Here is a 19,349-nt window from a genome sequence, read left to right as displayed (position 1 = left end):
CGCCCCTCTCCTTCTCCGTACGCTCAGCGCATCTTTCCGCCGCGCGGCATCCGCATGCCCTTGGGCATCGGGCCCTTCGGCAGCGGCATGTTGCTCATCAGGTCGCCCATCGCCCGCAGCCGGTCGTTCGCCGCGGTCACCTGGGGGCCGGCGAGCACGCGCGGCAGCTTCAGCATCTTGGTGCGGACCTTCTTCAGGGGCACCTGACCCTTGTCCTCGTCGTTGCCGACGACGATGTCCGTCACCGGCACGTCCACCACGATGCGGGCCATCCGCTTCTTCTCGGCCGCCAGCAGCGTCTTCAGCCCGTTCGGGTTGCCCTCGCCGACCAGCACGATGCCCGCGCGGCCGACCGCGCGGTGCACGACGTCCTGGTTGCGGTTCATCGCGACCGCCGGGGTCACCGTCCAGCCGCGCCCGATGTTCTGGAGCACCGCCGCGGCCGCGCCGGGCTGCCCCTCCATCTGACCGAAGGCCGCCTTCTCGGCACGCCGGCCGAAGACGATCGCCATCGCGAGGAACGCGAGGACGAAACCGAGAATGCCCAGGTAGACCGGGTGACCGATCGCAAAGCCGATCGCGAGGAGGACACCGAGTACGACGATGCCCACGCCCCCGACGACGAGCGCGACCTTCGGGTCGGCCTTCCGGGTCATCTTGTACGTGAGGGCGATCTGCTTCAGTCGCCCGGGGTTCGCGGCGTCAACGCCGTCCGTGTTTGCCTTCCTCGCCATGTCCTGAAGTTTACGTGGCCCGGGAAGCCTGACCAGCCACCGCCTCCATCACATGCTGGGCCTCGACCCGGTCCTTCGCGCGGCGGCGGTCCTCCAGGACGGAGGTCCAGGCGTTGCGCCGGGCGGTGCGCTGCCCTCCGGCGAGCAGCAGGGCCTCGACGGCCCGCAGGGCGTCGGTGACGGACGGGAGGGCGGTGGCACGGACGTGGCTCGTGTGAGTCGCTGCGGCCTGCATGGGCGGGGGCCTCCGTAAGCGCTCGATGGCTGTGAGTGAAATCAGACTCACAGACTGGTGTTACCAGGGCGTGACTCGGTGGTCAAACACTGATGAAGACGTCGGGACAGCAGGAGCGGGCGTACGCAGGGGTCCGCAGACCATCCGTACGTACGCCCGCATCGCAGCTCCGGAGCGGTTAGCCCCTGCTCAGACGGCCTGGGTCGCGTCCACCGCGCCCGCGCCGCGCCGCTCGATCGCCTGCTGGTAGAGCCGGCCGGCCCGGTACGACGAACGTACCAATGGGCCGGACATCACACCGGAGAAGCCGATCTCGTCGGCCTCCTCCTTCAGCTCCACGAACTCCTGCGGCTTCACCCAGCGCTCCACGGGGTGGTGCCGGACGGAGGGGCGCAGGTACTGGGTGATCGTGATGAGCTCGCAGCCAGCGTCGTGGAGGTGCTGGAGGGCCTCGCTGATCTCCTCGCGGGTCTCGCCCATGCCGAGGATCAGGTTCGACTTCGTGACCAGACCGTAGTCCCGCGCCTTGGTGATGACCTCGAGCGAGCGCTCGTAGCGGAAGCCCGGGCGGATCCGCTTGAAGATCCGCGGCACCGTCTCGACGTTGTGCGCGAAGACCTCGGGGCGGGAGGCGAAGACCTCGTCCAGGAGCTCCGGCACCGCGTTGAAGTCGGGGGCGAGCAGCTCGACCTTGGTGCGGCCGTCGGCGCGCTCCGCCGTCTGCTGGTGGATCTGGCGCACGGTCTCCGCGTACAGCCAGGCGCCGCCGTCCTCCAGGTCGTCGCGGGCGACGCCGGTGATCGTGGCGTAGTTCAGGTCCATCGTGACGACCGACTCGCCCACGCGGCGCGGCTCGTCACGGTCCAGGGCCTGCGGCTTGCCGGTGTCGATCTGGCAGAAGTCGCAGCGGCGGGTGCACTGGTCGCCGCCGATGAGGAAGGTCGCCTCGCGGTCCTCCCAGCACTCGAAGATGTTGGGACAGCCCGCCTCCTGGCAGACCGTGTGCAGGCCCTCGCTCTTCACGAGGCCCTGCATCTTCGTGTACTCGGGCCCCATCTTCGCCCGGGTCTTGATCCACTCGGGCTTGCGCTCGATGGGGGTCTGGGCGTTCCGGACCTCCAGGCGCAGCATCTTGCGTCCGTCGGGTGCGACTGCGGACACATCGGCTCCTGTAGCTTCGATTCTTCGGCGTACACCAGGGTACGCCCGTTGCTTCCCATGCCTTAACGCTCTGACCAACCCCTGGCCAGAGCCCGGCATTCCTAGGCCGAGGCCCGCTCCGTCTCGCGCCCGGTCCCGGGCGCGAGATCGCGCTCGATCTCCCGCGGCCTGAGCTCCGCGTTCTCCAGGACGTCCCGGAGGTGGCGCTCAAGGACCGGCAGCACGTCCTCGATGGTGATGTCCCGGCCGAGCTCGTTCGCCAGCGAGGCCACGCCCGCGTCGCGGATGCCGCACGGGATGATCTTGTCGAACCAGGTGTTGTCCGGGTTCACGTTGAGGGCGAAGCCGTGCATCGTGACGCCCTTGGCGACCCGGATGCCGATGGCCGCGAGCTTGCGGTCCTCGCGGCGCTGGCCGGCGTTGGACGGGGCGTACTCCGGGCCGTTGAGCCGGGGGTCGAACTCGTCGTCGGTCAGCCGCGGGTCGAAGTCGAGGGAGAGTCCGCCGAGCGACGGGCGCTGCTCGACCGGGTCGCCCAGCACCCACACGCCGCTGCGCCCCTCGACCCGGCTGGTCTCCAGGCCGAACTCGGCGGCCGTGCGGATCAGGGCCTCCTCCAGGCGGCGGACGTGGGCGACCACGTCGACCGGGCGGGGAAGCTTCATGATCGGATAGCCGACCAGCTGGCCGGGGCCGTGCCAGGTGATCTTGCCGCCACGGTCGACGTCCACGACCGGCGTGCCGTCCAGCGGGCGCTCGCTGTCCGCGGTGCGCCGGCCCGCCGTGTAGACGGGCGGGTGCTCGAGGAGCAGGCACGTGTCGTCGATCTCGTCGGCGAACCGTGCGGCGTGCACCTCGCGCTGCTTGTCCCACGCCACCTGGTACTCGACGGCGTCGTCGCCGAAGCCCAGACGGACGAATCGCAGCTCACTCACGGCAAAGCCTCCTCCTGGGTGCCGCGCACCGGGTTCCGGGGATCGTCCCGGGGCGGGAGCCGGTGCGGCACCATGCGTCTTTCGCGCCCATGCCACTGTACGGCGGTGCGCGGAAAGGCCCTCCGGCAGGTGTACGAGGCCCCCCGGAGGTCTCGGCCGACCCGCCGACGTCCCGGTCCGTCGACGCCCCGGGTAAATCCCGCCCCCAGCTCCTCACACGATCGGATGAATCTGGGGCGAAGGTGGCGGTCAGGGCGGTGAGTGCCGCTAAATTCGCGCCGTTCCATGAGGGCCATGAGGGTCCATACGGGCTGCCACCCGGGCCCGGAAGGCAGGAGACCGCACAGCTGATGACGGAACGACCCCCGCAGCGCATCCCGAACCGCCAGCTCGCCGCGCTCATCGCCGAGGCAGGGTTCTCCAACGCGGGCCTCGCAAGACGGGTGGACCAGCTCGGCCTCGAACACGGGCTCGACCTGCGGTACGACAAGACCTCGGTGACCCGCTGGCTGCGCGGGCAGCAGCCGCGCGGCACCACCCCCGCGCTGATCGCCGAGGTCTTCACCCGCCGCCTCGGCCGCCGGCTCTCGGCGCAGGACCTGGGGCTCGACGCGTGCGCGCCGGTGTACGCGGGGCTCGAGTTCGCCGCGACGCCCGAAGAGGCGGTCGACATCGTCAGCGGGCTGTGGCGCAAGGACTCCGGCAGCCACGCCGAGCTGCGGAAGATCGCCTTCACACCGGCCGGCCTGGTCGTCCCCAGCCGCGACTGGCTGATCGGACGGGCCGACGAGCGGGTCGCGCGCGGCGAGCCGGGCGGGGCGGGCGCCACGGCGGGGGATCCACGGGTGCCGGCCCAGGGCCGCTTCTCCGTACCCCGCCAGCGCGGTACCGACCGGGGGCCGGGCCAGCGGGTCTCCAGCGGGGACATCGCCGCCCTGCGCTCGGTCGGCGAGCTCTTCCGCACCCTCGACCACGCCTACGGCGGCGGCCACGCCCGCCAGGCCCTCGTCCGCTACCTGGAGCACGAGGCCGAGCCGATGCTGCGCGGCACGTACGGGGAGAACGTGGGCCGCCGGCTCTTCGCGGCCGCGGCCGACCTGACCCGGCTGGCCGGCTGGACCTCGTACGACATCGCCGCGCACGGCCTCGCCCAGCGGTACTTCGTCCAGGCGCTGCGGCTCGCGCAGGCGGCCGGGGACCGGGCCTACGGCTCGTACGTCCTGATCACCATGAGCCACCAGGCCGTCTACCTCGGCCACGGCCGCGAGGCGGTCCAGCTGGCCCGGGTCGCCCAGCAGGGCGTCGGCTCCGCCGCGCCGCCCGTCGTCCAGGCGCTGCTGCACTCGGTCGAGGCGCGCGGGCACGGCGTGCTCGGCGAGTCACGGGCCTGCGGCGCGTCCCTCGCCCGGGCCGAACGCGCCCTGGAGGCCGCCCGGCCAGGGGACGAGGCGCCGCACTGGGCGCGGGCCTTCGACGAGGCCCAGCTCGCCGACGAGTTCGGCCACTGCCACCGCGACCTCCAGCAGTACCGCGCCGCCGCCCAGCACGCCGAACGCGCCCTCCAGCTCCGCGCCCCCGGCTTCGCCCGCAGCCGCCTGTTCTGCCGCGTCGTCCTCGCCTCCGCCCGCCTCGCCCTCGGCGAACTCGACCAGGCCTGCGCCCTGGGCGCGGAGGCCGCCCAGCAGGCCTCCGAGATGCGCTCGGCCCGCGCGGTGGAATACGTCCGCGACTTCGAACGCCGCCTGGAGCCCTACCGCGACGCCCCGGCGGTCCGGACCTATCGCGACAGGGTGGCGGCGCTCGGCTGACGAGGGGCCCGGGGCGTGTCCTAGGCCGCCTGCTCCGCTCCCGTCTCGGCCTGCGCCCGCGGGCGCAGGCCCAGGTCGGTCAGGAGCGCGGTGGCGGTGCGGCGGGCGGAGGTGAGGGCGCCGACCGGGGTGCCGGTGGCACGGTGGTCACCGCAGACGTAGAGGCCGGACAGGACCCGGACCGGGCGTTCCGGGTCGAACGGGGGCCGCATCGCCGGGAATGCGTGCGGGGTGTGCTGCAGGGCGAGCAGCTCCCATTCGTCCGTCGACGTGCCGTACAGCGTCGCCAGGTGCTTGCGGACCCGGCGCTCGGCGTCGTCCGGCGGGGTGCCGAGGACCGTCGAGGTGATCAGGACGCGGCCCGCCGGGGCCCGGGCCGGGTCGACGGCGCTCATCACCGCCGTGTGGGCCACCGGCCCGCCCGGGTCGGCCTCCAGGAGCAGCACCGGGTCCGCGGTCGGGGCGACGGGCGCCGTGTGGTGCAGCACGGTCGCCGCGTGGTACTCCGGCACGCGCAGCCCCGGCAGCAGCTCCGCCGCCGTCCGCCCGCCCGTCGCCAGGACCACCGCCCGGCAGGTGAACACCCCGTGCGCGGCGGTCGTGACCCGCGCGATGGACACCTCGGTGACCTCCACGCCGGTACGGACGGTCGCCGGCGGCAGCGCGGCCGCGAGCCGCGCCGGTACCGCGCCCGAGCCGCCCTCCGGCACGGCCGGCCGGCCCCGGGCGAAGGACCGCAGCGCGAGGTCCGCACGGCGGCTGGAGGTCGTGAGGTCCGGGTCGCCGAGCAGCGCCGCCAGCAGCGGCCGCAGCACCCCCTGGACGGTACGGCCCGGCAGCCGGGACGTCAGGGCCTCGCGGGCGCTCCGCTCCGTGCGGGTGAGCAGGCGCGAGGGGGGCGTCGTGGCGAGCCGCACCAGGGACGCGCCGAGCCGCGCCTGGTCCAGCGAGACGGCCGGATTTCGCGGGGCGCTGGCAAGGGCGCGCGCCCTGCCGCGTGCTCCCCCCACGCCCCGGGGGGCGTAGGAAGGGCCCCCCGCGCTCCAGGGGCCGTGCGCACGTGCCGTACTCCACGGCGCGTGCGGCGCCCCCCACCGCCCGTAGCGGCCGTCGCTGTGCACGACCACCCCGGGGGCGAACGCGCGCAGCGGCACCCCCTCCAGGTGAGGCGTGGTGAACAGCGGCCCGACGCGGTCGAGCCGGAAGCCGTCCACGGTGTCGGTCGCCATCCGGCCGCCGATCCGCGGTCCGGCCTCCAGGACCGTGACCGAGAGGCCGGCCTCGGTCAGCAGGCGAGCCGTCGCGAGTCCCGCGATCCCGGCTCCTACGACGACGACGTCCGAGTTGTTGAGCACGTGCCCCTCCCCAGGTCGGCGCGGCTGGTGGGAGGCCTATGCCCCCAACGGACCCCCGGAATGCCCGAGTTCGCAACGAGACTAGGCAGCGCTCCCACGCCGCGAAGCCGCGCGCGACGGGGTGCACGCAGCACGGGGGAGCACACGGGGCGGCGTCACCGCAGGGTGGCGGGCCGTCAGCGGGCCGCGGCCCGCACCGAGTCGTCGATCGTCGGGAACGCGAAGTCGAATCCGGTCTCCAGCAGCCGCCCCGGCAGCACCCGCTGGCTGCCCAGGACGTCCTGTGCGAACTCCCCGAGCGCGAGGCGCAGCGCGGGCGCGGGCACGTGGAACAGGGCGGGGCGGTGCAGCACGCGCCCCATCGCCGCCGTCACCTCGCGGTTGGTGACCGGCTCCGGCGCGGTCAGGTTCACCGGGCCCGCCACCGAGGGGGTGTCGATCAGGTGCCGCAGCGCGGCGACCTCGTCGTGCAGCGAGATGAAGCTCCAGTACTGGCGCCCGTCGCCCATCCGCCCGCCGAGCCCGGCCCGGAACAGCGGGAACAGCCGCCCCCACGCCCCGCCCTCGCGCGCCACGACCAGACCGGTACGGGCGTACGCCACCCGGATCCCGGCCGCCTCGGCAGGCGCCGCGGCGGCCTCCCACTCCACGCACACCGACGGCAGGAAGCCCTCGCCCGCGGGTGCGCTCTCGTCGACCGCGCGGCTGCCGGTGTCGCCGTAGTAGCCGAGCGCCGTGCCGCAGACCAGCACCTCCGGCGGGTCGGCCAGCGAGGCGAGGGCCTCGGCGATCGCCCGCGTACCGAGCACCCGGCTGTCGCGGATCTCCCGCTTGTACGCCTCGCTCCAGCGCCGCTCGCCGACGCCCGCGCCCGCGAGGTGCACGACCGCGTCGACCCCGACGAGACCGGCGGCGTCCACGTACCGGCGCGCCGGGTCCCACTCCACCTCGTCGGCGGTCGCGGCGGGCCGCCGGACGAGCCGCAGGACCTCGTGGCCGTCGGCGCGCAGGGAGCGCACGAGGGCGGAGCCGATCAGTCCGGTGGCGCCGGTGACGGCCACCCGCCGGCGCGGGGACGACGCCGCGGAGCCGGGCGAGGAGACGGCGTGCGAGGAGGGCTGCATGCGGCCCATCCTGCCCTCCCGGGCCCGTCCGTGGCACAGTGGCCCGCATGATCGTGCCGGAGATCCGGATACGCGAGGCCGTGCCGTCCGACGAGCCCGCCCTCGCCGAGCTCGACCGCACCACCTGGTCGACCCTCCACGCCGTGCTGCCCGCACCCGAGCCGGGCGAGCCCTTCTACGACGAGCGGCACCTGCCCGAGCACTACCTGGTCGCGGAGACCGGGGGAGCGGTCGTCGGCTACGTACGTGTCGTACCGCCCACCCCGCTCGCCTGCAACGCCCACGTCCGCCAGATCCAGGGCCTCGCGGTCGCCGCGTCGGTACGCGGCAGGGGCGTGGCCCGGGCACTGCTGCGGGCCGCGATGGAGCGGGCCGGGCGCGAGGGCGCGACGCGCATGACCCTGCGGGTCCTCGGACACAACGCGCCGGCCCGCGCGCTCTACGCCGCCGAGGGCTTCGCCGTGGAGGGCGTCCTGCCGGGGGAGTTCCTGCTGGACGGGTCGTACGTGGACGACGTCCTGATGGGCCGGTCGCTGCTCTGACGACGCCGGCGGGCCACGTCCTGAGGGACGTGGGCACCACCCCGACGCTGCAGGGCACCCTCCCGACGCCCCGTCACTCCTCCCGCGCAAGCAGCCGCATCCCGCCCATCAGCTCCCGCAGGCACCGCACCGCGAGCGCGGCCGGTGCGCCCTCGCCCCGCACCGGCGCGTCCGTCTCCGCCCAGGTCTCCAGGGCGATCCGGATCGCGTCGGTCGCCGCGGCGGCCGCGAGCCGCAGCTCCAGCGGGTCGGTTTCCGGTCCCGCGAGCCCGGCGAGGACGGAGCGCAGCCGGTCCTCCGACTCCTGGTTGACGCGGAACCAGACGGCCCGCAGCGCAGGGTCCTGTTCCGCCGCCCGCAGCAGCCCGCGGGTCCAGCGCAGTCCCTCCGCCGCCGCGTCGCCGTCCGCAGCGAGCGAGGCGGCGATGGACCGCTCGAGCGCGGCCGGCAGGGCCGTGCCCGGTGCGGTGGCGGCGAGCTCGGCCCGCCAGCGGTCGGCACCGCCGGCGAGGAGCGGGGCGACGGCGTCCTGCTTGGAGCGGAAGTAGCGGTAGAAGGTGCGCAGCGCGACCCCGGCCCGCAGGGCGATGTCCTCGGCCGTGGTGTCGTCGGGCCCGCGCTCGGTGAACAGCTCGGCGGCGGCGCGGGCGATGTCGAGCTGGGTGGCGGCCTTGCGGCGCTCCGTCAGGGAGGGGGGCTTGGTGCTCACCCCGCCCAGCGTACGCCCGCGACTGCCATATGTGCATTTCATGCAGAGATGGCAAAACGTGTCACTTAGGCGTACGGTGACAGCATCCCCGGATAGTTCGAGATCGAGAGGTTGCCTCATGAACCGCTACGAAGGACGCCGCGCCCTGGTCACCGGTGGCGGCTCGGGCATCGGCCAGGCCACCGTGCTGCGCATGCTGGCCGAGGGCGGCCGCGTCGTCGCCGCCGACATCAGCGAGGACGGCCTCAAGGACACCGTCGCCAAGGCGGGCGCCGCCGACGGCCGCCTCACCACCGTCGTCCTGAACGTGGCCGACGAGAGCTCCGTCCGTACGGGCGTGGCCGCCGCCGTCGAGGCCCTCGGCGGTCTGGACGTCCTGGTCAACGCGGCCGGCGTGCTGCGCTCCTCGCACACCCACGAGACCAGCCTCGACGCCTTCGAGCAGGTGCTCCGGATCAACCTCACCGGCACCTTCCTCATGATCCGCGAGGCGATACCCGCCCTCCTGGAGGGCGACGGCGCCGCGGTCGTGAACTTCTCCTCCACCTCGGCGATGTTCGCCCACCCCTACATGGCGGCCTACGCGGCCAGCAAGGGCGGCATCCAGTCCATGACCCACGCGCTCGCCGCCGAGTACGCCAAGCAGGGCATCCGCTTCACCGCCGTCCAGCCCGGCTCCATCTCCTCCGGCATGACGGACGGCAGCGGCGCCAGTCGCCAGTCCGTCGGCCCCGGCCTGCCCGAGGACACCGACTGGTCGCTCTTCGCCAAGCTCGCCCCCGCCCTCGGCGAGGGCTTCGCGGGCCCGGAGACCGTCGCCGGCGTCGTCGCGATGCTGGCCTCTGAGGACGGCAGGTTCATCACCGGCACCGAGGTCCGCGTCGACGGCGGGACCCACTTCTGACCTCCCCCGCGGACGTCCTCGACGGCTGCCAGGAGAACCCCCGGCTCCTGCCCGGGGGCTGACGGACCGGTCGGGTCCGGTCCCGGTACCCCGTGTCCTTACCCCCTACCCGGGACCGAACCTGGCCCACAGCCGCGGGAAGCGGGCCGCGAGCACGCCGTCGTCGTCCAGGTCGAAGGGCGTGCCCTCCGGCTCGCCCGGCTGCGGCGGGATGCCCAGGTCCGGCGCCTCCGCGCCGGTCAGCTGCTCGTACGCCTCGTCCGCCGCGAAGCCCAGCTCCTCGCCGTCCCCGTCGATCTCCTCGTCGAAGTCGTCGAGCAGCTCCGCCAGCGCGTCCGGCTCGTGCACCCCGCCCTCGAAGATCTCCCGGCCCTGGCCGATCAGCCAGCAGCGGAAGTAGTCGAAGGCGTCGTCCCCCACCCCGTCGAACAGCACCGCGGCCGCGCCCCACAGCTCCCACGTGTACGCGCGGTTGTAGCGGGCCTCGAAGTGGCGGGCGAAGTCGAGGACGGAATCGGGGTCGAGCTGCGTCAGCCGTTCGACGAGCAGGTCGGCATGCTCCTCCGGGTCGCCCTCGGCGCGCTCCCGGGTGGAGTCGATGATCTCCCAGAACTCCGTCTCGTCCATCACGGGACAAGCATCGTGGGTGCGGACCGGCGACGCACCCGGAATCGGCTGAAACAATCCGGACAGGAGATGTCGTACTTTCCTGTCAGGCTCGTTCCATGACCGCTGAAACGAAGCCCCTCACCGGCCGCATCGCCCTCGTCGCCGGCGCCACCCGCGGCGCGGGCCGCGGAATCGCCGTCCAGCTCGGCGCCGCCGGAGCCACCGTCTACGTCACCGGACGCACCACCCGCGACAAGGTCAGCGAGGTCGGCCGCACCACCGAGACCATCGAGGAGACCGCCGACCTGGTGACGGCCGCGGGCGGCGAGGGCATCGCCGTCCCCACCGACCACCTGGACGTCGAGCAGGTGCGCGCGCTGATCGGACGGATCGACCGCGAACAGGGCCGGCTCGACATCCTCGTCAACGACGTCTGGGGCGGCGAGCACCTGCTGAAGTTCGGCGAGAAGACCTGGGAGAACGACCTCACCGGCGGCCTGAGGATGCTCGAACTCGGCGTGAAGACCCACGCCATCACCTCGCACACCGCGCTGCCCCTGCTCATCCGCCACGCCGGCGGACTGCTCGTCGAGGTCACCGACGGCACCGCCGCGTACAACTCCACCCGCTACCGCGAGAACCTCTTCTACGACCTCACCAAGAACGCCCCGATCCGGATGGCCTTCGGCCTCGCCCGCGAACTGAAGGAGTACGGCGGCACGGCGGTCGCGCTGACGCCTGGCTGGCTCAGGTCCGAGCAGATGCTCGCCGGCTTCGGCGTCACCGAGGCCAACTGGCGCGACGCGACCGCGAAGATCCCCGACTTCGCCGTCGCCGAGTCCCCCGTCTACGTCGGCCGGGCCGTCGCCGCCCTCGCCGCCGACCCCGACCGGGAGCGCTGGACCGGGCAGTCGCTCTCCAGCGGACAGCTCGCCAAGGAGTACGGCTTCACCGACGCGGACGGCTCCCGGCCGGACGCGTGGGGGTTCATCGTCGCCAAGGAGACGGACCCCGACGTGTCGGCGGACGACTACCGCTAGGAGACAGCGGCTCCCTCCGGTGGAGAAGAGCGGATAGCGGCGGTTCCTACGCGTACCGCTCGGCCATCGCGCGCGCGGCGGCCGCGAACCGTGCACGAAGGGAGGCGGGGGACAGGACCTCCGCCTCCGGACCGAGCGCGAGCAACTGGCCGAAGGCGACCTCCTCGCTCTCCACGGCGAGCGTCGCCGTCACCCGGCCGTCCCGCTCGTCCCGTACCCCAGCCGCCAGCGCCGCCTCGGCCGCCGCCCGGTCCGTCACGTACGGCAGCCGCCGCGCGCCCGCGGGAGTGAGCCGCAGCACGACCTCCCCCCGCAGCAACGAGCGCGCGAACTCGGCGGAACGCTCGGTCCAGAAGGCCGCCAGGTCGAAGTCCGGGTCGCGCGCGAACGGCTCCTGCGCGAGCTCGACGCTCGTGAAGCGGTCCACCCGGTAGGTGCGGTACGAGGAGCCGGCGCGGGCGCACACGTACCAGACGCCCGCCTTCAGGACGAGCCCGTACGGCTGGAGCTCACGTTCCACCTCGCCGTCGCCCCGCCGGTAGCGGGCCCGCACCGGCCGGTCGCCCCACACCGCCTCCGCGACCGGCGCGAGCAGCTCCGGGGTCTCGGGCTCCTGGTACCAGGCGGGCGCGTCCAGATGGAACCGGCGCCCCACCGCCTCCGGTGCGTCCCGGAGCGAGGGCAGCAGCGCCGCCGACACCTTCAGGCGGGCAGCCGAGGCCGCGTCGGCGAGCCCCAGGTCCCGCAGCGCCCCCGGAAGCCCGGACAGGAACAGCGCCTCCGCCTCCCCGCGGGCGAGCCCGGTGAGCCGGGTCCGGTAGCCGCCGACCAGCCGGTAGCCGCCCGCCCTGCCCCGGTCCGCGTACACCGGCACTCCCGCCTCCGACAGCGCGAGCGCGTCCCGCGTGATGGTCCGCTCCGACACCTCCAGCTCCTCGGCGAGTTCGGCGGCGGTCATGGACGGCCGGGACTGGAGCAGAAGCACCAACTTGATGAGACGGGCGGCACGCATGAGCCAAGCCTGCCATCGCGGCTCCACCGGCCGAAGAGGGCCGGCCACGGCCGGCGAACGCCTGCGACACGGAAGGGGCCGCGCCCGTACGTGTCGGCGTACGGGCGCGGCCCCTTCGTCAGTACCGGAGTGCGCTGGCCCTACAGGCCGTAGCGCTCCCGCGCCTCCTTCACCGAGCTCGCCTGGACCTCGCCGCGGCGCGCGAGCTGCGCGAGGGCGGCGACCACGATCGACTGGGCGTCGATGCCGAAGTGGCGACGGGCGGCGTCGCGGGTGTCCGACAGGCCGAAGCCGTCGGCGCCCAGCGAGGACCAGTCCTGCTCGACCCACTGCGCGATCTGGTCCGGGACCTGGCGCATGTAGTCGGAGACGGCGAGGACCGGGGAGTCCACGCCCTCCAGGGCCTGGCGGACGTACGGCACGCGCTCCTCGCCGCGCAGCAGGGCCGCGTCGGCCTCGAGCGCGTCGCGGCGCAGCTCGGTCCAGGAGGTCGCGGACCACACGTCGGCGGCCACGCCCCACTCGGCGGCGAGCAGCTTCTGGGCCTCCAGGGCCCAGTGGATGGCCGTGCCGGAGGAGAGCAGCTGGATGCGCGAGGCGTTCGCCGGCAGCTCCAGGCCGGCCGACTCGGCCGTGTTGAAGCGGTACAGGCCCTTGATGATGCCCTCGTCGATCCCGGCCGGCTTGGCAGGCTGCGGCATGGGCTCGTTGTAGACGGTGAGGTAGTAGAAGACGTTCTGGTCCTCGCCCTCGGCCGCCTCGCCGTACATGCGGCGCAGGCCCTCCTTGACGATGGCCGCGACCTCGTAGGCGAACGCCGGGTCGTAGGTCAGCGCCGCCGGGTTGGTGGCCGCGATCACCGGGGAGTGGCCGTCGGCGTGCTGCAGGCCCTCACCGGTCAGGGTGGTGCGGCCGGCGGTGGCGCCGACGAGGAAGCCGCGGCCGAGCTGGTCGCCGAGCTGCCACATCTGGTCGGCGGTCCGCTGCCAGCCGAACATCGAGTAGAAGATGTAGAAGGGGATCATCGCCTCGCCGTGCGTCGCGTACGACGTCGAAGCGGCGATGAAGTCGGCCATCGAGCCGGCCTCGGTGATGCCCTCGTTCAGGATCTGGCCGTTGACGGCCTCCTTGTAGTACATCAGCTGGTCGCGGTCGACCGGCTCGTACGTCTGGCCCTTCGGCGAGTAGATGCCGAGCGAGGGGAACAGCGACTCCATACCGAAGGTACGGGCCTCGTCGGGGACGATCGGGACCCAGCGCTTGCCGGTCTCCTTGTCGCGGACCAGGTCCTTGACGAGCCGTACGAAGGCCATCGTGGTGGCGATGGACTGCGAGCCGGAGCCCTTGTCGAAGGCGGCGAAGGCCTTCTCGGCCGGGGCCGGCAGCGGTGCCAGCGGGTGGACGCGGCGGGCCGGGGCGGGGCCGCCGAGGGCCGCGCGGCGCTCCTGGAGGTAGCGGACCTCGGGGGAGTCGGCGCCGGGGTGACCGTAGGGGACCACGCCGTCGACGAACTGGGCGTCCGAGATCGGCAGCTCGAGAAGGTCACGCATGGTCTTGAACTCGTCCGACGTCAGCTTCTTCATCTGGTGGTTCGCGTTCTTCGACGCGAAGCCCTCACCCAGGGTGAAGCCCTTGACGGTCTGCGCGAGGATCACCGTCGGCGCGCCCTTGAACTCCAGGGCGGCCTTGTACGCGGCGTACACCTTGCGCGGCTCGTGGCCACCGCGGGAGAGGTGGAAGCACTCGAGGATCTTGTCGTCGCTCAGCAGCTTCGCCATCTCGACGAGCGCCGGCTCCTTGCCGAAGAAGTCCTCGCGGATGTAGGCGGCGTCGCGGGTCTGGTACGTCTGGACCTGCGCGTCCGGCACCTCGCGGAGGCGGCGGACCAGGGCGCCGGTGGTGTCGAGCGCGAAGAGCTCGTCCCAGGCGTTGCCCCACAGCGACTTGACCACGTTCCAGCCGGCGCCGCGGAACTGGGCCTCCAGCTCCTGCACGATCTTGAAGTTGGCGCGGACCGGGCCGTCGAGGCGCTGCAGGTTGCAGTTGATGACGAAGGTCAGGTTGTCCAGACCCTCGCGGGCCGCCAGTGCCAGTGCCGCCGTCGACTCGGGCTCGTCCATCTCGCCGTCGCCGAGGAAGGCCCACACGTGCGAGGCGGAGACGTCCTTGATGCCGCGGTTGGTCAGGTAGCGGTTGAAGCGCGCCTGGTAGATCGCGGAGAGCGGGCCGAGGCCCATGGAGACGGTGGGGAACTCCCACAGCCAGGGGAGGCGCCGCGGGTGCGGGTAGGAGGGCAGGCCGTTGCCGCCGGACTCCTGCCGGAAGTTGTCGAGGTGGGCCTCGTTCAGCCGGCCGTCGAGGAAGGCGCGGGCGTAGATGCCGGGAGAGGCGTGGCCCTGGATGTACAGCTGGTCGCCGGAACCGGCGGCGTCGCCGGACTCCTTGCCCTTGAAGAAGTGGTTGAAGCCGGTCTCGTAGAGCCAGGCCGCGGAGGCGAAGGTGGCGATGTGGCCGCCGACGCCGTGCTTGGAGCCGCGGGTGACCATCGCGGCCGCGTTCCAGCGGTTCCAGGCGGTGATCTTCCGCTCGATCTCCTCGTCGCCGTCGATGACCGGCTCGGCGGAGGAGGGGATGGTGTTGACGTAGTCCGTCTCCAGGAGCTTGGGCAGGGCCAGGCCCGCGCCCTCGGCGTGCTGGAGCGTACGGCGCATCAGGTAGGCGGCCCGGTGCGGGCCGGCGGCCTTGGTGACGGCGTCCAGGGAGGCCGCCCACTCGGCGGTCTCCTCGGTGTCACGGTCCGGGAGCTGGTCGAGCTCGCTCGGAATCTTGCCTACGGGATCGGTCATGATCGCCGCCTTCCGGACAGGTGGGGGTGGAGATAAAGGGGCCTTGTCTGGCAGGACAGGGCGAAGGGCCGGGGTTGCGGCCCGCCGAAGACTGTAAGCCGCCGATCGATGATCGATCAAAGTGTCGAAGCGAAAAACTGCTCCAGAACACAAAAGTAGGCACAGGGTGCCGTGAAAACGGGCACCCGGTGCCTTGTTTTTGAAGGATCGGCGGACGCGGCGTACCGAGCGTCACGCCCTCGGCGCGCACCCCAGCACATGCGCCTTCACCAGCGCCCCGATGTTCGGGTCGCCCCTGCGGAAGGCCTCCACCAGCTCCTGGTGCTCCTCCGCGTACGACTTCTGCACCGTGCCCAGCCAGCGGATCGACAGGGCCGTGAACACCTCGATGCCCAGACCCTCCCAGGTGTGCAGCAGCACGCTGTTCCCCGCGGCCTTCACCAGCTCCCGGTGGAAGGCCACCGTGTGCCGCACCTGCGCCGTGCCGTCCGAGGCCGCGTCCGCCTCGTACAGGGCCGCTACGTGCGGCTCCAGGGCCGAGCAGTCCGACGCGAGCCGGCCGGCCGCCAGCTCCGCCGCGATCTGCTCAAGACCGGCCCGTACGGGATAGCTCTCCTCCAGGTCGGCAGCCGTCAGATTGCGCACCCGGACGCCCTTGTTCGGCGCCGACTCGATCAGCCGCAGCGACTCCAGCTCGCGCAGCGCCTCGCGCACCGGCGTCTGGGAGACCTCGAGCTCCGTCGCGATCCGTCGCTCCACGATGCGCTCGCCCGGCTTCCAGCGGCCGCTGACGATGCCCTCCACGATGTGCTCGCGGATCTGCTCGCGCAGCGAATGGACGACGGGCATGGTCATGGAGGCCGCTCCTTAGGGAGTCGATTGACTCTTAGACAATACGGCGGTGTCCCCGCCCGGAAACACATCCGGACGGGGACACCGCAGGTGAGGCTTGTTACGTTGCCTTCTCGCCGTTTGCCTTACAGGCCGAGGTCCACCTCGAACTCGCCGGCCTCCAGGATCGCCTTGACGGCCGTCAGGTAGCGGGCGGCGTCGGCGCCGTCCACCAGACGGTGGTCGTAGGACAGCGCGACGTACGTCATGTCGCGGATCGCGATCGTCTCACCCAGGTCCGGGTGGTTCACGACGACCGGACGGCGCACGGTGGCACCGATGCCCAGGATGGCGACCTGGTTCGGCGGCACGATGATCGTGTCGAAGAGCGCACCGCGCGAACCGGTGTTGGAGATGGTGAAGGTCGCACCGGCCAGGTCGTCCGGCGTGATCTTGCCGGCGCGCACGGCGCCGGCCAGCTCCGCGGTCTTCTTGGAGATACCGGCGATGTTCAGGTCGCCCGCACCCTTGATGACCGGGGTCATCAGACCCTTCTCGGAGTCCACCGCGATACCGATGTTCTCGGTGTCGAAGTAGGTGATCGTGCCCTCGTCCTCGTTGATCCGGGCGTTGATGACCGGGTGGGCCTTCAGCGCCTGGGCCGCCGCCTTCACGAAGAACGGCATCGGGGAGAGCTTGACACCCTCACGGGCGGCGAAGGCGTCCTTCGCGCGGCCGCGCAGCTTCATCAGCTTGGTGATGTCGACCTCGACGACCGAGGTCAGCTGGGCCTGGCCGTGCAGCGCCTTCATCATGTTGTCGCCGATGACCTTGCGCATGCGGGTCATCTTGACCGTCTGACCGCGCAGCGGGGAGACCTCGAGGGCCGCGGCCTTCGGAGCGGCGGCCGGAGCGGCGGCGGGGGCCGGGGCGGCCTTCCTGGCCTCGGCGGCCGCGAGGACGTCCTGCTTGCGGATACGACCGCCGACGCCCGTGCCCTTGACGGCCGCCAGGTCGACACCGTTCTCGGTGGCGAGCTTGCGGACCAGCGGGGTCACGTACGCGCCGTCCTCCGCGGGAGCCGCGGGGGCGGCCGGAGCCGGGGTGACCGGGGCCGGGGCGGCCACGGGGGCGGCCGGAGCGGCTGCCGGAGCGGCGACCGGGGCGGGCGCCGGAGCCGGAGCGGCCGGAGCCGGAGCCGGAGCGGCGACCGGGGCGGGCGCCGGAGCCGGAGCGGCCGGAGCCGGAGCGGCGGCGGGGGCCGGGGCCGGAGCGGCCGGGGCGGCACCGGCGGCGCCGATGACGGCGAGCTTCGCGCCGACCTCGGCGGTCTCGTCCTCGCCGACGACGATCTCGAGGAGAACGCCGGAGGCGGGGGCGGGGATCTCGGTGTCGACCTTGTCGGTCGAGACCTCGAGCAGCGGCTCGTCGGCCTCGACGGTCTCGCCGACCGACTTCAGCCAGCGGGTGACGGTGCCCTCGGTGACGGACTCGCCCAGGGCGGGCAGCACGACATCGGTGCCGGTCGCGCCACCGGCCGGGGCGGCGGCGGGCGCCTCGGCGGCCGGGGCCGGAGCGGCCGGGGCCTCGGCCACGGGGGCCGGGGCGGCGGCCACAGGGGCCGGGGCGGCGGCCGGAGCGGCCTCGGCGGCCGGGGCGGCGGCCGCGGCGGGGGCGCCGGAGCCGTCGTCGATGATGGCCAGCTCGGCGCCGACCTCCACCGTCTCGTCCTCGGCGACCTTGATGGAGGCCAGGATGCCGGAGGCGGGGGCGGGGATCTCGGTGTCGACCTTGTCGGTCGAGACCTCGAGCAGCGGCTCGTCGGCCTCGACACGCTCACCCTCGGCCTTGAGCCAGCGGGTGACGGTGCCCTCGGTGACGCTCTCGCCGAGCGCCGGCAGGGTTACGGAAACCGACATGGTTTCGGTTGCTCCTATCGAAAGTGCGGAAAGTGGTCGTCGCGCCCGTGGATGACGTGAGCGTCAGTCGTGGGAGTGGAGCGGCTTGCCGGCCAGGGCCAGGTGGGCCTCGCCGAGCGCCTCGTTCTGCGTCGGGTGGGCGTGGATGAGCTGCGCGACCTCGGCCGGCAGCGCCTCCCAGTTGTAGATCAGCTGCGCCTCGCCGACCTGCTCGCCCATGCGGTCACCGACCATGTGGACGCCGACCACGGCACCGTCCTTGACCTGGACGAGCTTGATCTCGCCCGCGGTCTTCAGGATCTTGCTCTTGCCGTTGCCCGCGAGGTTGTACTTCAGGGCGACGACCTTGTCCGCGCCGTAGATCTCCTTGGCCTTGGCCTCGGTGATGCCGACCGAGGCGACCTCGGGGTGGCAGTACGTCACCCGCGGCACACCGTCGTAGTCGATCGGCACGGTCTTCAGACCGGCGAGGCGCTCCGCCACCAGGATGCCCTCGGCGAAGCCGACGTGCGCGAGCTGGAGCGTCGGGACCAGGTCGCCGACCGCGGAGATCGTGGGCACGTTGGTGCGCATGTACTCGTCGACGAGGACGTAGCCGCGGTCCATCGCGACGCCCTGCTCCTCGTAGCCGAGACCGGCCGAGACCGGGCCGCGGCCGATGGCGACGAGCAGCACCTCCGCCTCGAAGGTCTTGCCGTCGGCCAGCGTGACCTTGACACCGGTCTCGGTGTACTCGGCCGACTGGAAGAAGGTGCCGAGGTTGAATTTGATGCCGCGCTTGCGGAAGGCGCGCTCAAGGAGCTTGGAGCTGTTCTCGTCCTCGACCGGAACCAGGTGCTTGAGACCCTCGATGACGGTGACGTCGGTGCCGAAGGACTTCCACGCGGACGCGAACTCGACGCCGATGACACCGCCGCCGAGGATGATCGCGGACTCCGGGACCCGGTCCAGGGTCAGCGCGTGGTCCGAGGAGATGATCCGGTTGCCGTCGATCTCCAGGCCGGGCAGTGACTTCGGTACGGAGCCGGTGGCGAGGAGGACGTGACGGCCCTCGACGCGACGGCCGTCCACGTCGACGGAGGTCGGGGAGGACAGGTGGCCGGTGCCCTCGATGTACGTGACCTTGCGGGAGGCGACGAGACCCTGCAGACCCTTGTAGAGGCCCGAGATCACGTCGTCCTTGTACTTGTGCACGGCCTTGATGTCGATGCCCTCGAAGGAGGCCTTGACACCGAACTGCTCCGCCTCACGCGCCTGGTCGGCGACCTCGCCGGCGTGGAGCAGGGCCTTCGTCGGGATGCAGCCGTTGTGCAGGCAGGTGCCGCCGAGCTTGTTCTTCTCGATCAGTGCGACGTCCAGGCCCAGCTGCGCTCCGCGCAGCGCCGCGGCGTAACCGCCGCTACCGCCGCCGAGGATCACTAGGTCGAAAACGGTGCTGGCGTCGTTCGCCACGTCACGTCCTCCATGCATGTGCGCTCGTCGCCGGTCTTCGGTGACCTGGCGGCGGCTGGTGTCCGGCCGCTTTTTCGTCGGCCCTGTGGTGGGGGCCCTGTCCTGCCGAGAACCCATCTTCGCACTTGTTGCC

17 protein-coding genes are annotated in these 19,349 nt (G+C 72.6%); 4 read left to right on the top strand and 13 right to left on the bottom strand.

Going from position 1 to position 19,349, the window contains the following annotated elements:
* Positions 1-23: 23 nt before the first annotated feature.
* The 4 genes from ACIGEZ_RS02150 to lipB all read right to left on the bottom strand — a co-directional run bounded on the left by ACIGEZ_RS02150 (position 24) and on the right by lipB (position 3,065).
* A complete protein-coding gene (locus tag ACIGEZ_RS02150) occupies positions 24-734 on the bottom strand; it encodes a DUF4191 domain-containing protein (protein ID WP_399824733.1) in 711 nt (236 codons plus the stop codon).
* A gap of 10 nt (positions 735-744) precedes the next feature.
* Positions 745-969, bottom strand: a complete 225-nt coding sequence (locus ACIGEZ_RS02145) for a hypothetical protein (protein ID WP_399824732.1) — start codon at positions 967-969, stop codon at positions 745-747.
* Between the two features lie 189 nt (positions 970-1,158).
* The gene (gene lipA / locus ACIGEZ_RS02140; RefSeq protein ID WP_399824731.1) at positions 1,159-2,130 is read right to left on the bottom strand and encodes a lipoyl synthase; all 972 of its coding nucleotides are present in this window, start codon (positions 2,128-2,130) and stop codon (positions 1,159-1,161) included.
* Between the two features lie 101 nt (positions 2,131-2,231).
* Positions 2,232-3,065, bottom strand: coding sequence for a lipoyl(octanoyl) transferase LipB (gene lipB / locus ACIGEZ_RS02135; protein WP_399824730.1), 834 nt, complete (start codon positions 3,063-3,065; stop codon positions 2,232-2,234).
* 350 nt (positions 3,066-3,415) lie between these two features.
* Between lipB and ACIGEZ_RS02130 the strand changes: the two genes are divergently transcribed.
* Positions 3,416-4,873: a regulator gene (locus ACIGEZ_RS02130; RefSeq protein ID WP_399824729.1), complete on the top strand. Its 1,458-nt coding sequence runs from the start codon at positions 3,416-3,418 to the stop codon at positions 4,871-4,873.
* A 20-nt stretch (positions 4,874-4,893) separates the two neighbouring features.
* Here the strand turns inward: ACIGEZ_RS02130 and ACIGEZ_RS02125 are convergent, their stop codons facing one another.
* Together ACIGEZ_RS02125 and ACIGEZ_RS02120 are read right to left on the bottom strand one after the other, a co-directional pair.
* On the bottom strand, positions 4,894-6,228 hold the full coding sequence (locus tag ACIGEZ_RS02125; RefSeq protein ID WP_399824727.1) for an NAD(P)/FAD-dependent oxidoreductase: 1,335 nt from the start codon (positions 6,226-6,228) through the stop codon (positions 4,894-4,896).
* 176 nt (positions 6,229-6,404) lie between these two features.
* Positions 6,405-7,352 carry a TIGR01777 family oxidoreductase gene (locus ACIGEZ_RS02120; RefSeq protein ID WP_399824725.1) on the bottom strand — a complete coding sequence of 316 codons (948 nt, stop codon included), beginning with the start codon at positions 7,350-7,352 and terminating at the stop codon, positions 6,405-6,407.
* A 47-nt stretch (positions 7,353-7,399) separates the two neighbouring features.
* On the opposite strand from ACIGEZ_RS02120, the gene ACIGEZ_RS02115 reads away from it, so the two are divergent.
* Positions 7,400-7,894 carry a GNAT family N-acetyltransferase gene (locus ACIGEZ_RS02115; RefSeq protein ID WP_399824724.1) on the top strand — a complete coding sequence of 165 codons (495 nt, stop codon included), beginning with the start codon at positions 7,400-7,402 and terminating at the stop codon, positions 7,892-7,894.
* Positions 7,895-7,967: 73 nt separating this feature from the next.
* On the opposite strand, the gene ACIGEZ_RS02110 is transcribed toward ACIGEZ_RS02115, so the two are convergent.
* Positions 7,968-8,645 carry a TetR family transcriptional regulator gene (locus ACIGEZ_RS02110; RefSeq protein ID WP_399824723.1) on the bottom strand — a complete coding sequence of 226 codons (678 nt, stop codon included), beginning with the start codon at positions 8,643-8,645 and terminating at the stop codon, positions 7,968-7,970.
* A gap of 76 nt (positions 8,646-8,721) precedes the next feature.
* Here ACIGEZ_RS02110 and ACIGEZ_RS02105 point away from each other — a divergent pair, with 76 nt between their 5' ends.
* A complete protein-coding gene (locus ACIGEZ_RS02105; RefSeq protein ID WP_399824722.1) occupies positions 8,722-9,507 on the top strand; it encodes an SDR family NAD(P)-dependent oxidoreductase in 786 nt (261 codons plus the stop codon).
* Positions 9,508-9,612: 105 nt separating this feature from the next.
* On the opposite strand, the gene ACIGEZ_RS02100 is transcribed toward ACIGEZ_RS02105, so the two are convergent.
* The gene (locus tag ACIGEZ_RS02100) at positions 9,613-10,134 is read right to left on the bottom strand and encodes a DUF4240 domain-containing protein (RefSeq protein WP_399826175.1); all 522 of its coding nucleotides are present in this window, start codon (positions 10,132-10,134) and stop codon (positions 9,613-9,615) included.
* A 98-nt stretch (positions 10,135-10,232) separates the two neighbouring features.
* On the opposite strand from ACIGEZ_RS02100, the gene ACIGEZ_RS02095 reads away from it, so the two are divergent.
* Positions 10,233-11,156: an SDR family oxidoreductase gene (locus tag ACIGEZ_RS02095; RefSeq protein WP_399824720.1), complete on the top strand. Its 924-nt coding sequence runs from the start codon at positions 10,233-10,235 to the stop codon at positions 11,154-11,156.
* A gap of 46 nt (positions 11,157-11,202) precedes the next feature.
* Here ACIGEZ_RS02095 and ACIGEZ_RS02090 read toward each other — a convergent pair whose 3' ends face one another.
* The 5 genes from ACIGEZ_RS02090 to lpdA form a co-directional block, all read right to left on the bottom strand.
* The gene (locus ACIGEZ_RS02090; RefSeq protein WP_399824718.1) at positions 11,203-12,168 is read right to left on the bottom strand and encodes a helix-turn-helix transcriptional regulator; all 966 of its coding nucleotides are present in this window, start codon (positions 12,166-12,168) and stop codon (positions 11,203-11,205) included.
* A 140-nt stretch (positions 12,169-12,308) separates the two neighbouring features.
* Complete coding sequence (aceE, locus tag ACIGEZ_RS02085; protein ID WP_399824717.1) at positions 12,309-15,014, bottom strand: pyruvate dehydrogenase (acetyl-transferring), homodimeric type; 2,706 nt, start codon at positions 15,012-15,014, stop codon at positions 12,309-12,311.
* A gap of 231 nt (positions 15,015-15,245) precedes the next feature.
* On the bottom strand, positions 15,246-15,869 hold the full coding sequence (locus tag ACIGEZ_RS02080) for a GntR family transcriptional regulator (RefSeq protein ID WP_389205438.1): 624 nt from the start codon (positions 15,867-15,869) through the stop codon (positions 15,246-15,248).
* Between the two features lie 122 nt (positions 15,870-15,991).
* Complete coding sequence (sucB, locus tag ACIGEZ_RS02075; RefSeq protein ID WP_399824715.1) at positions 15,992-17,764, bottom strand: 2-oxoglutarate dehydrogenase, E2 component, dihydrolipoamide succinyltransferase; 1,773 nt, start codon at positions 17,762-17,764, stop codon at positions 15,992-15,994.
* Between the two features lie 63 nt (positions 17,765-17,827).
* Entirely contained in the window at positions 17,828-19,216 is a 1,389-nt protein-coding gene (gene lpdA, locus ACIGEZ_RS02070) for a dihydrolipoyl dehydrogenase (RefSeq protein ID WP_132915677.1), read from the bottom strand.
* Positions 19,217-19,349: the final 133 nt, after the last annotated feature.

This window comes from Streptomyces sp. NPDC085481 (assembly GCF_044541845.1).
Classification (GTDB): Bacteria; Actinomycetota; Actinomycetes; order Streptomycetales; family Streptomycetaceae; genus Streptomyces.
The sequence above is the reverse complement of the archived record's forward strand: the minus strand, read 5'-3'. Positions and strand labels throughout refer to the sequence as shown.

Coding starts and splice junctions, on each gene's coding strand:
- ACIGEZ_RS02145 (WP_399824732.1), bottom strand. CDS start 969: ATGCAGGCCGCAGCGACTCACACGAGCCACGTCCGTGCCACCGCCCTC.
- ACIGEZ_RS02115 (WP_399824724.1), top strand. CDS start 7,400: ATGATCGTGCCGGAGATCCGGATACGCGAGGCCGTGCCGTCCGACGAG.
- sucB (WP_399824715.1), bottom strand. CDS start 17,764: ATGTCGGTTTCCGTAACCCTGCCGGCGCTCGGCGAGAGCGTCACCGAG.
- ACIGEZ_RS02080 (WP_389205438.1), bottom strand. CDS start 15,869: ATGACCATGCCCGTCGTCCATTCGCTGCGCGAGCAGATCCGCGAGCAC.
- ACIGEZ_RS02100 (WP_399826175.1), bottom strand. CDS start 10,134: ATGGACGAGACGGAGTTCTGGGAGATCATCGACTCCACCCGGGAGCGC.
- ACIGEZ_RS02120 (WP_399824725.1), bottom strand. CDS start 7,352: ATGCAGCCCTCCTCGCACGCCGTCTCCTCGCCCGGCTCCGCGGCGTCG.
- ACIGEZ_RS02090 (WP_399824718.1), bottom strand. CDS start 12,168: ATGCGTGCCGCCCGTCTCATCAAGTTGGTGCTTCTGCTCCAGTCCCGG.
- ACIGEZ_RS02130 (WP_399824729.1), top strand. CDS start 3,416: ATGACGGAACGACCCCCGCAGCGCATCCCGAACCGCCAGCTCGCCGCG.
- ACIGEZ_RS02095 (WP_399824720.1), top strand. CDS start 10,233: ATGACCGCTGAAACGAAGCCCCTCACCGGCCGCATCGCCCTCGTCGCC.
- ACIGEZ_RS02110 (WP_399824723.1), bottom strand. CDS start 8,645: ATGAAATGCACATATGGCAGTCGCGGGCGTACGCTGGGCGGGGTGAGC.
- ACIGEZ_RS02105 (WP_399824722.1), top strand. CDS start 8,722: ATGAACCGCTACGAAGGACGCCGCGCCCTGGTCACCGGTGGCGGCTCG.
- ACIGEZ_RS02150 (WP_399824733.1), bottom strand. CDS start 734: ATGGCGAGGAAGGCAAACACGGACGGCGTTGACGCCGCGAACCCCGGG.
- aceE (WP_399824717.1), bottom strand. CDS start 15,014: ATGACCGATCCCGTAGGCAAGATTCCGAGCGAGCTCGACCAGCTCCCG.